Source organism: Mucilaginibacter sp. 3215 (genome assembly GCF_050433785.1).
GTDB lineage: Bacteria > Bacteroidota > Bacteroidia > Sphingobacteriales > Sphingobacteriaceae > Mucilaginibacter.
The window spans coordinates 247590-260752 of record NZ_JBNPWO010000004.1 but is presented as its reverse complement, the minus strand read 5'-3'; the positions used below and the strand labels follow the sequence as shown (position 1 = coordinate 260752).

At 40.7% G+C, this 13163-nt stretch carries 14 protein-coding genes; 13 read left to right on the top strand and 1 reads right to left on the bottom strand.

From position 1 onward, the window contains the following. Positions 1–25: 25 nt before the first annotated feature. A complete protein-coding gene (locus ABIC84_RS09795) occupies positions 26–763 on the bottom strand; it encodes a glycosyltransferase family 2 protein (protein WP_426584566.1) in 738 nt (245 codons plus the stop codon). 106 nt (positions 764–869) lie between these two features. Between ABIC84_RS09795 and ABIC84_RS09790 the strand changes: the two genes are divergently transcribed. The 13 genes from ABIC84_RS09790 (at position 870) to ABIC84_RS09730 (ending at position 13156) form a co-directional block, all read left to right on the top strand. Further along, positions 870–1652: a polysaccharide biosynthesis/export family protein gene (locus tag ABIC84_RS09790; RefSeq protein ID WP_429263467.1), complete on the top strand. Its 783-nt coding sequence runs from the start codon at positions 870–872 to the stop codon at positions 1650–1652. After that, positions 1653–4073: a GumC family protein gene (locus ABIC84_RS09785; protein WP_426584563.1), complete on the top strand. Its 2421-nt coding sequence runs from the start codon at positions 1653–1655 to the stop codon at positions 4071–4073. Positions 4074–4109: 36 nt separating this feature from the next. After that, positions 4110–4607: a UpxY family transcription antiterminator gene (locus ABIC84_RS09780; RefSeq protein ID WP_426584561.1), complete on the top strand. Its 498-nt coding sequence runs from the start codon at positions 4110–4112 to the stop codon at positions 4605–4607. 160 nt (positions 4608–4767) lie between these two features. Further along, on the top strand, positions 4768–6555 hold the full coding sequence (asnB, locus tag ABIC84_RS09775) for an asparagine synthase (glutamine-hydrolyzing) (protein WP_426584559.1): 1788 nt from the start codon (positions 4768–4770) through the stop codon (positions 6553–6555). Then, positions 6545–7666, top strand: coding sequence for a glycosyltransferase family 4 protein (locus ABIC84_RS09770; RefSeq protein WP_429263466.1), 1122 nt, complete (start codon positions 6545–6547; stop codon positions 7664–7666). The genes asnB and ABIC84_RS09770 overlap by 11 nt, the downstream gene beginning before the upstream one ends. Further along, positions 7659–8522 (top strand): ABC transporter permease, encoded by an 864-nt coding sequence (locus tag ABIC84_RS09765; protein WP_426584555.1) that lies wholly within the window; start codon positions 7659–7661, stop codon positions 8520–8522. Before ABIC84_RS09770 ends, ABIC84_RS09765 begins: the two co-directional genes overlap by 8 nt. Further along, complete coding sequence (locus ABIC84_RS09760) at positions 8523–9788, top strand: polysaccharide ABC transporter ATP-binding protein (protein ID WP_426584553.1); 1266 nt, start codon at positions 8523–8525, stop codon at positions 9786–9788. A gap of 6 nt (positions 9789–9794) precedes the next feature. Then, complete coding sequence (locus tag ABIC84_RS09755; protein ID WP_426584551.1) at positions 9795–10199, top strand: sugar 3,4-ketoisomerase; 405 nt, start codon at positions 9795–9797, stop codon at positions 10197–10199. After that, complete coding sequence (locus ABIC84_RS09750; protein WP_429263465.1) at positions 10189–10611, top strand: sugar 3,4-ketoisomerase; 423 nt, start codon at positions 10189–10191, stop codon at positions 10609–10611. The genes ABIC84_RS09755 and ABIC84_RS09750 overlap by 11 nt, the downstream gene beginning before the upstream one ends. A gap of 30 nt (positions 10612–10641) precedes the next feature. After that, positions 10642–11145 carry a GNAT family N-acetyltransferase gene (locus ABIC84_RS09745; protein WP_429263464.1) on the top strand — a complete coding sequence of 168 codons (504 nt, stop codon included), beginning with the start codon at positions 10642–10644 and terminating at the stop codon, positions 11143–11145. A gap of 3 nt (positions 11146–11148) precedes the next feature. Continuing rightward, a complete protein-coding gene (locus tag ABIC84_RS09740; RefSeq protein ID WP_426584545.1) occupies positions 11149–11385 on the top strand; it encodes a hypothetical protein in 237 nt (78 codons plus the stop codon). Positions 11386–11410: 25 nt separating this feature from the next. Beyond that, complete coding sequence (locus tag ABIC84_RS09735) at positions 11411–12151, top strand: SDR family NAD(P)-dependent oxidoreductase (protein WP_426584543.1); 741 nt, start codon at positions 11411–11413, stop codon at positions 12149–12151. After that, a complete protein-coding gene (locus ABIC84_RS09730; RefSeq protein WP_429263463.1) occupies positions 12152–13156 on the top strand; it encodes a 3-oxoacyl-ACP synthase III family protein in 1005 nt (334 codons plus the stop codon). The last annotated feature ends 7 nt before the right edge of the window (positions 13157–13163 follow it).

Genomic DNA, 13163 nt, shown 5'->3' with positions numbered 1-13163 from the left:
CGCAACCCAAAAGGTTAACTAAAAATTAAAGAAATTGAAAAATCTTCCTTATGGGCTTCAACACAATTGCCAAAACAGGTAAAAACACTTTATTTTTACGCATTGCTTTCAAATCAAATGACCACGCCTTAAACCTGTTCATTAAATTGCTGTTGCTTATACCCCCTACCTGCATTTTAACCATAACTTTGTTAAGATAAAAGCTCCTTACCTGCCCTTTATGCAGAAACCTCGCCATTAATTCATAATCGCCTGCAGAACCGTATTCAAGACTGTAAAAGCCGTGTTTTTCAAACAAATATCGTTTACAGTAAAAGGTAGGATGTGGGGGCATAAAACCACGGTTAAAGGAATTTTTTCCACAAGCGTGACTTTTCCATTTACGGGTAATTTTCCCTGCAGAATTTATATAATCAAGGTTTCCGTAAATGATTTCTGTATCACTGTTTGAAAAAGCCTGTGCCACTGCTGATAAAACTTCCTGGTCTGCAAAAAAATCATCGGCATTAAGCATACCTATTATTTCGCCTGTTGCTAAACGGATCCCCTTATTAATTGCATCATAAATGCCTTGGTCAGGCTCAGATATCAAAACTTTGATGTGCGATTTATATTGGTTAATTATTTGCAGGGAATTATCTGTTGAGCCGCCATCAATTATAATATACTCAATGTTGTTGTAATTCTGGCCGATAACAGATTCGATACATCTTTTAATAGTATCCTGGGCATTGTAAACAACAGTGATAACCGAGATCTTCAACCTTGCAACTTTGGGAAAAATACAACGTATTAATACCCCGAAATTATGTAATTTTGACTTTGAAGCCTAATTATATTAAATATAACTTGGAACTTTATAGCTGAACATGCGCAACTATACATTTATCTGCCTGATAACCGGGATACTTTTTTTGTTAACCTCCTGCTCAAGCAAACAATATCAATATCTTTTTGAACAAAAGAATAGTGTTACTGATACCATATCAAAAGCAAGCGATGTCGCAATAAGCCCGTACCGCATTAAAACACAGGACATACTGCAGATCAGGAACCTGCAAAGCATAAAATATATAGTAGATGAAGCGCCTTCCACTAATGCGGGAGGAGGGGGAGGAGGAGGCACTGCCGGACAAACGTTCCAGGTTGAAGACGACGGCACTGTTGCGCTGCCTGTTATTGGCCATGTAAAAGTTGCAGGCCTTACCAGGCCAGAAGCAGCAAAACAAATTGAGGGGCTTTACCGTACAAACCTGTTGAAAGACCCCATCATTGAACTAAAGATAATTAACCTAAAGGTTACCATGCTTGGCGAAATAAAAGGGCAGGGAAATTATACGTTAACAAAAGACAGGACCACTTTAGTTGAAATGATTGGAGAAGCAGGAGGCCTGACAGATAAGGCTAATGAAGCAAATGTAAAAATAATAAGAGGCGATCAAAAAAATCCCCAGGTTACTGAAATTAACCTGAGGGATATCCAATCAATAAATGATCCCCGTGCTATACTTCAAAGTGGAGATGTTATTTATATAGCACAAAACAAGCGCACCGTACGCAATGATAAATTGCAAAACCTTTCAGTAATAACGCAGCCGGTTTTACTGTTGCTTAATACTGCCTTAATTATTTTTACGCTTTCTCATCGGTAAATGGAAGAGTTAGAAAAAGTACAAAGAAAGCTGCCCAACCAGGAAATTGACTATTTTAAGATCGGCAAAATACTCCTCAGCCGCTGGTACTGGATATTGGCATCCGTTGTTATTACATCAGCTATCTCGTACACTTATTTATGGTATACACCTAAAACATATGCTACCGGGGGGACGCTTAAGGTAGAAGAAAAAAAATCAGAGATTTCTGACATTATCAGTGTAATGACCACGCCCGAACGCGGCCCGTCAAAAATTCAGAGTATAACTTCAGTATTAACCAGCCGTAGCCTCATCCTAACAGCAATAAAAGACCTCGACTATCGTATCAGCTTTTATATCTCGGGCAGGGTACGTACCTCCGAAACCTATCCGCAAAAGCCTCTCGGTATTACTCTGGTAAAGTTTGATAGCCTTAATTTTTTCCATAGCCTGATAACTTTTAAGCCGATCAGTGCTCAAAATTTCAATCTTACCTATAGCATAAACGGTAAGGAGATTCAAAACAACTACAAATACGGCGATATTGTAACCATTGGCAATACCAGTTTCAGAATTAAATACCCGGGGTTAATTCCATCCAAAACAATTTATTTATTTAAGTTCAATATCCCCGAAGATTTTATCGGCCGGGTACAGGGTAATTTATATGCTGGCGAAACAGCAAAAAACTCAAACATAATTGCCATTCAGCAAACAGATTCCAATCCGCAGTTTGCAGCAGATGTACTTAATGCGATCATGAACAATTATGTGATTTTTGACCGGAACCAAAAGGCGCAGTCAGCTTCACAAATGATCGATTTTATTGACAGTCAGCTGGATTATCTGTCGACTGAAGTAAAAGGCTCTGAAAACTCGATAGAAAAATACAGGAAAAAATCCAAGATCCTTGACGTTACATCCGCATCAACTACTTCTGTAACCAAGGCAACCGAGCTTGAATCAAACAAATCGTTACTAAAAATACAATTAATAGCACTCGACCAGCTTAGCAGCGAAATAGCCAAGGAAAAAAACAATGTAACATTAAACTTTAATGTAGGCAGCGCTAATCTACCCTCGTTAGAAGTTATGGTAAACCGCCTGGACAACCTGATTACAGAACGGGCAAGTTTATTAACTACCTATAATGCCGATTCACAGCCTATTCAAAACATTAACCAAAGCATTATTCAAATTAAAACCACCGCTTTAAACAATATAAAACAGATCCGGGCTGGCATTGAAAAAAACATTCAATATCTTGATAATCAACTTGGCCAGGTTAACTCAACTATAGCGGCACTGCCTGCCGCCCAGCGTGATATGGTAAGCCTACAGCGTGATTTTGATATTAATGATAAAGTATACTCTTTTCTGTCCGAAAAAAAACTTGAAGCGCAGATCAACCGTGCCGGGATTTTGCCAGGCGCAACTATTATTGAGCTGGCTCAGCCAAACTTTAATCCGGTTTCGCCCAATGAACATAATATCCACCGTACTGCTACTATATTAGGACTGGCTATAGGCCTGGGGCTTATCATTCTCATCAGGATATTAAACCCCTATATTTATGATAAGGAAACCATTGAAAGTCTAACCAGCATACCTATCCTGGGCGTTATCCGAAAATTTCCGTATGCCCTTGACGAAAGCAGCGAACAGATCCTTGCTGTTAGCAAACCCAAATCAATTTTTGCCGAATCGGTCCGTTCTGTACGTACTAACCTTAGTTTCCTTTCGTCAGAAAAAGCAAGCAAAGTTATTTGTATAACCTCCGAAGTAGCCGGCGAAGGCAAATCATTTGTTGCCGTAAATTTGTCAAGCACGCTTTCACTTATTGATAAAAAAGTGATATTAATAGGAGCAGATTTACGGCGTTCAAGGCTACATAAAACTTTTCATGTGGCAAATGATATTGGCTTGACCAATTACCTTGCCCACCAAACTGAAATTGATGATATCATTCATCACTCTGAACAGGAAAACCTTGATTTTATAGTGTCGGGGCCCGTACCGCCTAACCCATCAGAGCTATTACACAGCAAAAGGATGAACGCTTTAATTGAAACACTTAAAACAATGTATGATATAGTGCTGATTGATACCGCTCCGATTGGACTGGTATCAGATGCTATCCCGCTTATCAGGATAAGTGATATCAATGTTTTTGTGATCCGGTCGGGCAAATCAAAATATTATGCCGCAACTGTGCCACAGCGCATAGCGCAGGAATATCACCTGGATAATACCGTGATAATTTTAAATGCGTTCGAAGAAGATTTGCTTCATTCAAGATATTACACCACCAAGTTTACCGGCGAAAATGCAGGCACACGATATTATTATTATTCAGATTACAGCGGCTACGAAGGCTCGGGCTATTATCTTGATGATGAAAAGAAAAAATGGTGGAATTTAAAACGATGGTTTAAATAAGCTTGTTTATCTAAAAAGATTGTTACTAAAATCAATATGGCAGTAAACAAATGGTACCCGGTTTACACCAACCCACGAGCCGAAAAAAAGGCATATGAAGCATTAATGAGCAAAGGCATTAATGTTTACCTGCCCCTGCACCGTCAGCTTAAACAATGGAGCGACCGCAGAAAATGGGTTGAGGAACCATTTTTAAAATCATACCTGTTTGTAAATATCGCTGAACAAGACCAGGCCGAAGTGTTAATGACCAAAGGCATTGCGCGGTTCCTTTATTTTTCGGGCAAGCCTGCTGTTATGCCTGATAAGCAGATCCATGAACTTAAATTACTCTTGGCAAGTCCATATGAACTGGAGGTAACAGAAGAAGACCTGCAACCGGGCGAGAAGATTATCATCCGGGCAGGTGCGCTAAAGGGCATGACAGGCGAAGTTGTATCACGCAGATCGCAAAAACAACTGATATTACGCCTGGAAAGTATTGGTTATTCCATTATCGTTAATGTTGCTGCATCGCTCATTGAGCGGTTTTAAAATAGAAGGAATTGTTTTGGACAACAGATAATATTTCATTATTTGCGCCGAAAATTCAATAAATAAACAGCTTGTGCCTTGAAACACAAGTGACTAATAGTTAATTAGTTATAAGATACAAATGTAACTTACGGGGCGAAGCTATGAAATTTAATGAACAATGTGCCGTATAGCAGGTATCGTTTCTGAAAAAATATCCCAAGACGAGATCAGGAACAGCATAAAATTAATGTGCCGTGCGTTACAGCATGGCGGGCCGGATGATGAGGGCGTATTTGAAGATGAAAAAGCCTGCCTTGTTTTCGGCCACCGCAGGTTATCAATTATTGACCTTGGCAGCAACGGGCATCAGCCTATGGCAGATGTGGGCCAAAATGCCTGGATCACCTTCAATGGCGAAATTTACAACTATCCTGAATTAAAACAGGAATTGCTGAGATCGGGAGCACAATTTAAATCAGGCACTGATACCGAAGTTATCCTCCAGGCCTATCTTAATTGGGGCACTGCAGCTTTTGAAAGGTTCAGAGGCATGTTTGCTTTTGCCTTGTATGATGTTGGCAAAGCCCTTACCTACCTTGTACGTGACACCACCGGTATAAAACCGCTATATTATTCGACTGTAAACAACGGGCTTTTTTTTGCATCTGAAGTACGGGCATTTAAACAATCGGGACTGAATATCGAAAAAGATCCAGACTGGCCAATAAGGCTATTGGCATTTGGCCATATTCCTGAACCCTATACCACATTAAAAAATGTATTTAGCTTGCCCAAAGGACATTTTTTATGTTGGGATCACCGGAGTGCAGATTATACTTTAAGCAAATATCACGTTGATGGTTTGCAAGATATAATAACTGATAAAAACGAAGCCCATCGGATAATCTACAATGCACTTAGCATGGGCGTGAAAAGGCAATTGATTGCCGATGCACCCATAGGTGTATTTTTAAGCGGGGGGATTGATTCAAGCCTGCTCACAATGCTGGCCAATCAGCAAAAAAAAGAGCAACTTAAAACCATTTCTATATTTTTTGATGAAAAAAGTTATGATGAACGGAGCTATCAAAACATCATCAACAATAAAATAAACGGCCAAAACTTTTCACACCTGGTAAAACAATCAGATTTTGAAGCGTTTTTTTTGCAAATCATAAGTGCTATGGATATGCCTACCACCGATGGCATTAACAGCTGGTTTATAAGCAAATATGCCCATGACGATGGTTTGAAGGCCGTATTATCAGGTGTGGGCGCCGATGAGCTTTTTGGAGGTTATCCCTCATTTAACCGCATAAAATATCTTGGCTATCTGCGTAAACTGCCATCATGGATGTTAAAAATATCCGGTCATTTTTTGCCTGATCATTATAAGAGATTGGCATTCCTCGCTGTTAACCATCCCGTAGCTGATTACCTAGCTTTGCGTGGATTGTTTTCATTGGCTGATGTTTCTGCTTTACTGGATACAAGCATTGATCATATTAATGATGTGTTGTTCGGCACAGCTTTGCCGCCAGCACCACACGGATATAATAAGGAGCACGCAGAATGGTTTGAAACGCATTTCTATATGCAAAACCAATTGCTTAGGGATACCGACATAATGAGCATGAACCATGGACTTGAAGTCAGGGTCCCGTTTTTGGATGAAGATTTTAACCGTGCAGCCCGAAATATCGCACCAGGCATCAGATTTAATAAGCACCAGCCGAAAAAACTTCTTATTGAAAGTTTCGACAACCTTATTCCGCCTGAAGTTTGGAACAGGCCTAAAATGGGTTTCACATTCCCCTTACAAAAATGGATGAAGGGGCACCAGCTAATTAGCGATACTGATAATTACAAAGGGAAAGCGGCACAAAATGTTATAAAACAGTTTAAAAACGATGCCGTCCATTGGTCAAAAGCTTTTGCCTTGTACCAGGTTCAAAATGATGGCTAAAAATGTAATTCTTTTTACTTTACAAACATTTAGCACTACCGGTGGCATCCAGAAAATGACGCGCACACTTGGTCATTCCTTGCATCGTGCGGCCCTAAAAAACAATTGGAATTTTAAGCTTTGGTCGGCCTATGATAAGCAGGATGACCTGATGACGCAATATCTGCCTTCTGCAAATTTCAAAGGATTTGGCGTACACCGGGCAAGTTTTGTTTTAGAAACCATCGGCCATTCCGCAACGCCCCATGTTGCTATATTAAGTCATATTAACCTGGCTATCATTGGTCTGGTAATTAAACTGATTAATCCTAAATGCCGGTTATGGCTTGTAGCACACGGTATTGAGGTTTGGCGTCCGCTTTCGTTTTTAAAGCGCGTGATGCTTAAACATTGCGACAGCGTAATTTGTGTAAGCAATTATACCAAACAGCAAATGATAAAACGGCATAACCTCAATGCAGATAAATGTATTGTGCTGAATAATGCCGTTGACCCTTTTATGCATTTGCCCGAGACCTTCGCGAAGCCCCAAAAACTGTTACGGCGTTATGGTTTAAATAACGATGATTTTATCATATTTTCGTTAACCCGCATGGCATCTACCGAGCTATACAAAGGATATGACCAGGTGATTAATGTGCTGGGCAGCCTTAAGTCAAAATTCCCGCAAATAAAATATATACTTTCGGGCAAATATGATGATCACGAATATATCCGTATAAAAGAATTAATTGCGGAGCATGATGTAAGTGAACAGGTAATTTTAACCGGGTTTATTGATGAAGCCGAACTTACCGACCATTTCCTGCTGGCCGACCTGTTTGTTTTACCAAGCAAAAAGGAGGGCTTTGGTATTGTATTTATTGAAGCCCTTGCATGCGGCTTACCTGTTATTTGCGGCAATGCCGATGGTAGTATTGATGCCATCCGGAACGGCGAATTGGGAGAAGCCATTGATCCGGACGACCTTACCGAACTTAACAGGGCAATAACAAAACATTTGCAAAAACACTTAGCTGCTGATACCCGCAAAAGCTTACAGAAAAAATGTATAAGTCATTTTAACGAGCACGATTATATGACCAAACTTGAGCAGCTAATAAATGACTGATTTGCATCCGGAAAAGTGGGACATCGAAATAAATGCCAAAGGCAGCCTGCTCGACCTTAAGCTTAAAGAGGTGTGGCATTATCGTGACCTGCTTGTGCTACTCGTTAGGCGCGATTTTATTTCCTTTTATAAGCAAACCATTTTGGGCCCAATATGGTTTTTTGTTCAGCCGGTTATTACTATCCTGTTTTATACCCTGATATTTGGCAATTTGGCCGGTATCCCGGTTGATGGCCTGCCCAAGCCCCTCTTTTACCTGGCCGGCACCATCATTTGGAACTATTTTGCCGATTGCCTGAACAAAACGTCAACTGTTTTTAAAGATAATGCCGGTATACTTGGCAAGGTATATTTTCCAAGACTTATTATGCCCTTAAGTATTGTGCTTTCAAACTTGATCCGTTTCGCGGTTCAGTTCCTACTTTTCATAATCCTGTACATCATATTTATCTTAAAGGGCGAACATATTGTTCCCAATATAGTAGCCTTGCTGCTGCCATTACTCATTATCATGATAGCATCACTTGGTTTAGGCTTAGGTATGATCATATCAGCTGTTACCACAAAATACAGGGATATAGCGTTTATCGTGGCCTTTGGCGTACCACTTTTAATGTATGCAACAACTGTTATATACCCTTTATCGGTGGCACAGGCTAAATATCCTAAATACAGCTGGCTTATTAAGTTTAACCCCATTACAGCCATAATTGAAACGTTCAGATACGGCTGTTTAGGCAAGGGCAGCTTTAACTGGGAGCTGTTAACTTACAGCATTATCAGCACTGTTTTAATACTGTTGGCAGGTATAGTAATATTTAATAAGGTTGAAAAAACTTTTGTTGATACCGTATAAATGAGCAGGGCAATAAAAGTTGAAAACTTATCAAAAGCCTATCAATTAGGCGATTTTGGCACGGGCACTATCTCCCGCGACCTGGAGCGCTTTTGGGCACGTCTGCGGGGTAAGGAAGATCCTTTTTTAAAAATAGGCGAAGTGAATGATCGTACCATCAAAGGCGAAAGTGATGTGGTATGGAGCTTGAACGATATTAATTTTGAAGTTGAACAGGGCGATGCTGTTGGCATTGTAGGCCGCAACGGAGCGGGTAAAAGTACCCTGCTTAAAATTTTAAGCCGTGTTACCTCTCCTACCACCGGCTCAATAAAACTAAGAGGCCGGATAGCCAGTTTACTTGAAGTGGGCACAGGTTTCCACCCGGAACTGAGCGGACGGGAAAATATTTATCTCAATGGGGCCATCCTGGGGATGCGCAAGGCCGAGATCAAACAGAAGTTTGATGAGATCGTGAGTTTCTCGGGGGTTGAAAGGTATATCGATACGCCGGTTAAGCGTTACTCGTCGGGAATGTATGTACGGTTGGCCTTTGCGGTGGCTGCGCACCTTGAAAGCGAAATTTTGATAGTAGATGAAGTACTAGCAGTTGGCGATGCCGAGTTTCAGAAAAAATGCCTCGGTAAAATGGGACAGGTAAGCATGAACGAAGGGCGCACGGTTTTGTTTGTAAGCCACAACATGGCCGCTGTGAAAACATTATGTAACCGGGGCATTGTGCTTGCAAACGGGCAGCTGATATATGACAACAAACAGCTCGAAGCAGTTAACTTTTATCAAACTAATAACAATACCCGGTCAACGTTTGAACACCAGGGCGATTTGAGCTCAGCACCAGGGAATGAAAATATAAGAGTGCTTAAATTTGTCATCCGACCGCTTACCGGCGACAGCATCGCCATTTCGACAGGCGTTAGCTTTGAGATGATCTTTTTTAATCAAAAAACGGGCATTAATCTCGATGCAACGTTTGAGTTAAAAAATAGCGACGAAATCCCAGTATTTCATAACGGCGTACTTATATCAACCGATAATGATTCAAAAACCGGGTTTTATACAGTTAAGTGTACTATCCCGCCTAACCTGTTGAATGCTGGCAATTATTCATTCAAGTTAATTTTTGGCGAAAATCAACGTTACCAACTATTTGGTGCTGATGATTTTATCGGGTTTGAGGTTGAAAACGAAAGTAAAGGAAGTAACAGCGCTTTAGCTCCGGGTGTAATTCATCCCAAACTTGATTTTAATATTAGTTACCAGGCATAACAGCATATGGAAACCCCGCACATCATACAATTGCCCAAGCTTTTAGACGATCGGGGGAACCTTTCTTTCATTGAAGAAAACAACCATATCCCCTTTAAAATTGAGCGTACCTATTGGATTTATGATGTACCCGGCGGCGAACGGCGGGGCGGTCACGCTTATTTACACCTGCAGGAATTTATTGTCGCTATTAGTGGCAGCTTCGACGTTGTGCTTCATGATGGCGCAAAGGAAATGCGATATAGCCTTAACCGTTCATATTACGGGCTGTATGTACCAAAAATGATGTGGCGCGAAATCGAAAATTTCTCGACCAATTCGTTGGCCCTGATCCTTACCAACGGCAAATACGATGTAAACGAGTATATCAGGGACTTTGATCAATTTATAAACAGCAAACATGGAAGGTAAATCGTCAACTGTTTTTGACTGTAACATCATCCACCTTAACCGAATCCACAACCGCGCAGGTAATATTACACCTGTTGAAAACAATGTCCATATTCCGTTTGCTGTTAAACGGGTATATTATTTATATGATATCCCGGGCGGCGAATCACGCGCGGCGCACGGACATAAGGAGCTTGAACAATTTATCGTAGCAGCCAGTGGCAGCTTTGATATCACTATTGACGACGGTATCAACAAAAAAACGGTACAGTTAAACCGCCCGTACATAGGGTTGCATGTCCAGCCTGGCATCTGGCGCGATATTTCAAATTTTTCGTCGGGGGCTATTTGCCTTGTATTAGCTTCCATGTTGTATACAGAGGCCGATTATCTAAGAGAGTACAAACAGTTTAAAAATTACAAATCATTATAAGTGGAGTCTCCTTTTTATAAATTTGACCTAATGTTTAGATTGGTTGAGGAAAGCGATGCCGAATTTATTTTAAGTTTAAGAACTGACCCGGTACACGCCCGGTACCTGACACATACCGACAATAATTTGCAAAAGCAAATTGAATGGATCAGGACATATAAAAAGCGGGAAAAAAAACGGCAGGAATATTACTTTTTATTTTCTGACCATAACCATCAGCCACTCGGAGTTATAAGATTGTATAACATAACGGCTGATACCTACACCAGTGGCAGCTGGATTGTAAAACCCGGATGCGACGAATTTGTAAGCATAAAATCAGATCTGTTTATTTCTGAATTTGCAGCCAGTGAATTAAAAAATAAAAGATGTGTATTTGATGTAAGGAAAGACAATAAAAAAGTGTTGCGGTTTCATAAAATGTTTGCAAAAATAACAGGTGAAGATGAGCTCAACTATTATTTTACAATAGATGAAGAGAGCGCTAAACAAAAGATCAAATTTTTAACAAGCATAATACAACCTAATATTTAAGCTATGAATATTGAAAAATTTGTAAGGGAATTTGCTGATCAGTTTGATGACTTAGATACAAGTGCTTTTGCTGCCGAAACATTATTTAAAGAGAACGATGAGTGGAGCTCCATGACAGCACTTTCAGTAATTGCCATGGTAGATGACGTTTACGCAGTCAGACTAACAGGCGATGACATCCGCAACTCAAAAGTTATTCAGGACATCTACGATATTGTATTGAAAAAATCAAATTCGTAAACCCAAGCACTGACGTTAATATCCTATGGATAACCCTTTCTCTTTAAAAGGTAAAAAAATTTTGGTTACCGGCGCCTCATCAGGTATAGGCAGGCAAATTGCTATAAGCGTTTCAGGAATGGGAGCCGAAACTTTTATTACCGGCAGAAACGAGCAAAGACTGTCAAACGTTTTTAACTTGCTGGAGGTACCCGGCACACAATATGCTGCCGATCTTGATATTGAGAAGGAACAGGACAGCCTGATTGAGTTAATGCCGAATTTAGATGGCGTCGTGCTATCTGCCGGGATTGTAAAAACTTTGCCTTTTAAATTTATAAACAGGAAAGACTTGGATTCGATCTTCGAAACAAATTTTTTCTCACCCGCTATTTTGATCAATAAGTTGTTAAAAACTAAAAAGCTAAACAAAAATGGATCGGTAGTATTTATATCATCCATTGCCGGCAACTTTGTTGGAACCGTTGGTAACGCGATGTACAGTGCCTCAAAAGGCGCCATAAATGCTATGCAAAAGGTATTAGCTATTGAACTTTCCGCCCAAAGGATCAGGGTCAATAATATCTCTCCGGGCATGATAAAAACCGAACTCATCTACGACCCCATATTTACAGAGGAGCAGCTGAAAGACGATGAAAAAAAATACCCCTTAGGATTTGGCGAACCAATTGATGTTGCCAACGCGGTTATTTACCTGTTATCTGATGCCAGTAAGTGGGTAACCGGAAGCACCCTGATAATAGACGGGGGATTCACCATACAGTAAATGCAGGCCTTTATAAAAGCTATTTCATACCACTTACCTCAAAATCAGCTTACCAATGCTGATCTTTCGGCCCTGTTTCCCGAATGGGGAGTAGAGAAGATAGCCAACAAAATAGGTATCAGCACCCGTCACATTGCCGCCGAGGATGAGTTTGCGTCAGATATGGCGATAGCCGCGGCACAAAAACTTTTTTCCTCGCATAACATCAATCCAACTGAAATAGATTTTATATTATACTGCACCCAAAGCCCAGACTATTTTTTGCCTTCAACAGCCTGTATCATACAGGATAAGCTGGGTATCCCGGTTAAAGCAGGCGCACTTGATTTTAACCTGGGCTGTTCGGGCTACGTGTACGGCCTTGCTTTAGCCAAGGGCCTTATAGCGGCAGGCATAGCCACCAATATCTTGCTGCTCACGGCCGAAACCTATTCAAAATTCGTACATCCTAAAGACAAGGGAAACCGTACCATTTTTGGTGATGCCGCCGCCGCTACCCTCATCAGCACCGAAGGCTTTGCAGCCATAGGCGACTTTGAATTAGGTACGGATGGTAAGGGTGCTGAAAATCTGATGGTAAAGCAGGGAGCCATCCGTTACCCTGAAAAAAGTGTTGATACCGTACATGATGACTATGGGAATGAGCAATCACCAGGAAATTTATATATGAATGGGCCCGAAATATTTGCTTTTACATCTAAAGAGATTCCTGCTTTAATAACAGATACCCTAAAAAAAAACGGTGTGCGCAAAGACGAAATCGGGCAGTTTATCCTGCACCAGGCCAACCGGTACATGCTGGAGCACCTGCGTAAAAAGATGGATATAGCTTCCGAAAACTTTTATATCTATATGGCCGCTATTGGTAACACGGTATCATCATCGGTACCCATTGCACTTGATGAAGCCATGAAAGAAAAACAGGTTACTCCGCAAACAAAATGGCTTTTGGCCGGCTTTGGTGTTGGCTACTCATGGGCCGGAACCGTAATAACATTTATATAAAAGCAAA

What these genes read in the sequence shown, in the direction of transcription:
- ABIC84_RS09765 (WP_426584555.1), top strand. Translation starts at nt 7,659, where the DNA reads ATGACTGATTTGCATCCGGAAAAGTGGGACATCGAAATAAATGCCAAA.
- ABIC84_RS09755 (WP_426584551.1), top strand. Translation starts at nt 9,795, where the DNA reads ATGGAAACCCCGCACATCATACAATTGCCCAAGCTTTTAGACGATCGG.
- ABIC84_RS09780 (WP_426584561.1), top strand. Translation starts at nt 4,110, where the DNA reads ATGGCAGTAAACAAATGGTACCCGGTTTACACCAACCCACGAGCCGAA.
- ABIC84_RS09735 (WP_426584543.1), top strand. Translation starts at nt 11,411, where the DNA reads ATGGATAACCCTTTCTCTTTAAAAGGTAAAAAAATTTTGGTTACCGGC.
- ABIC84_RS09770 (WP_429263466.1), top strand. Translation starts at nt 6,545, where the DNA reads ATGATGGCTAAAAATGTAATTCTTTTTACTTTACAAACATTTAGCACT.
- ABIC84_RS09740 (WP_426584545.1), top strand. Translation starts at nt 11,149, where the DNA reads ATGAATATTGAAAAATTTGTAAGGGAATTTGCTGATCAGTTTGATGAC.
- ABIC84_RS09750 (WP_429263465.1), top strand. Translation starts at nt 10,189, where the DNA reads ATGGAAGGTAAATCGTCAACTGTTTTTGACTGTAACATCATCCACCTT.
- asnB (WP_426584559.1), top strand. Translation starts at nt 4,768, where the DNA reads ATGTGCCGTATAGCAGGTATCGTTTCTGAAAAAATATCCCAAGACGAG.
- ABIC84_RS09790 (WP_429263467.1), top strand. Translation starts at nt 870, where the DNA reads ATGCGCAACTATACATTTATCTGCCTGATAACCGGGATACTTTTTTTG.
- ABIC84_RS09785 (WP_426584563.1), top strand. Translation starts at nt 1,653, where the DNA reads ATGGAAGAGTTAGAAAAAGTACAAAGAAAGCTGCCCAACCAGGAAATT.
- ABIC84_RS09745 (WP_429263464.1), top strand. Translation starts at nt 10,642, where the DNA reads ATGTTTAGATTGGTTGAGGAAAGCGATGCCGAATTTATTTTAAGTTTA.
- ABIC84_RS09760 (WP_426584553.1), top strand. Translation starts at nt 8,523, where the DNA reads ATGAGCAGGGCAATAAAAGTTGAAAACTTATCAAAAGCCTATCAATTA.
- ABIC84_RS09730 (WP_429263463.1), top strand. Translation starts at nt 12,152, where the DNA reads ATGCAGGCCTTTATAAAAGCTATTTCATACCACTTACCTCAAAATCAG.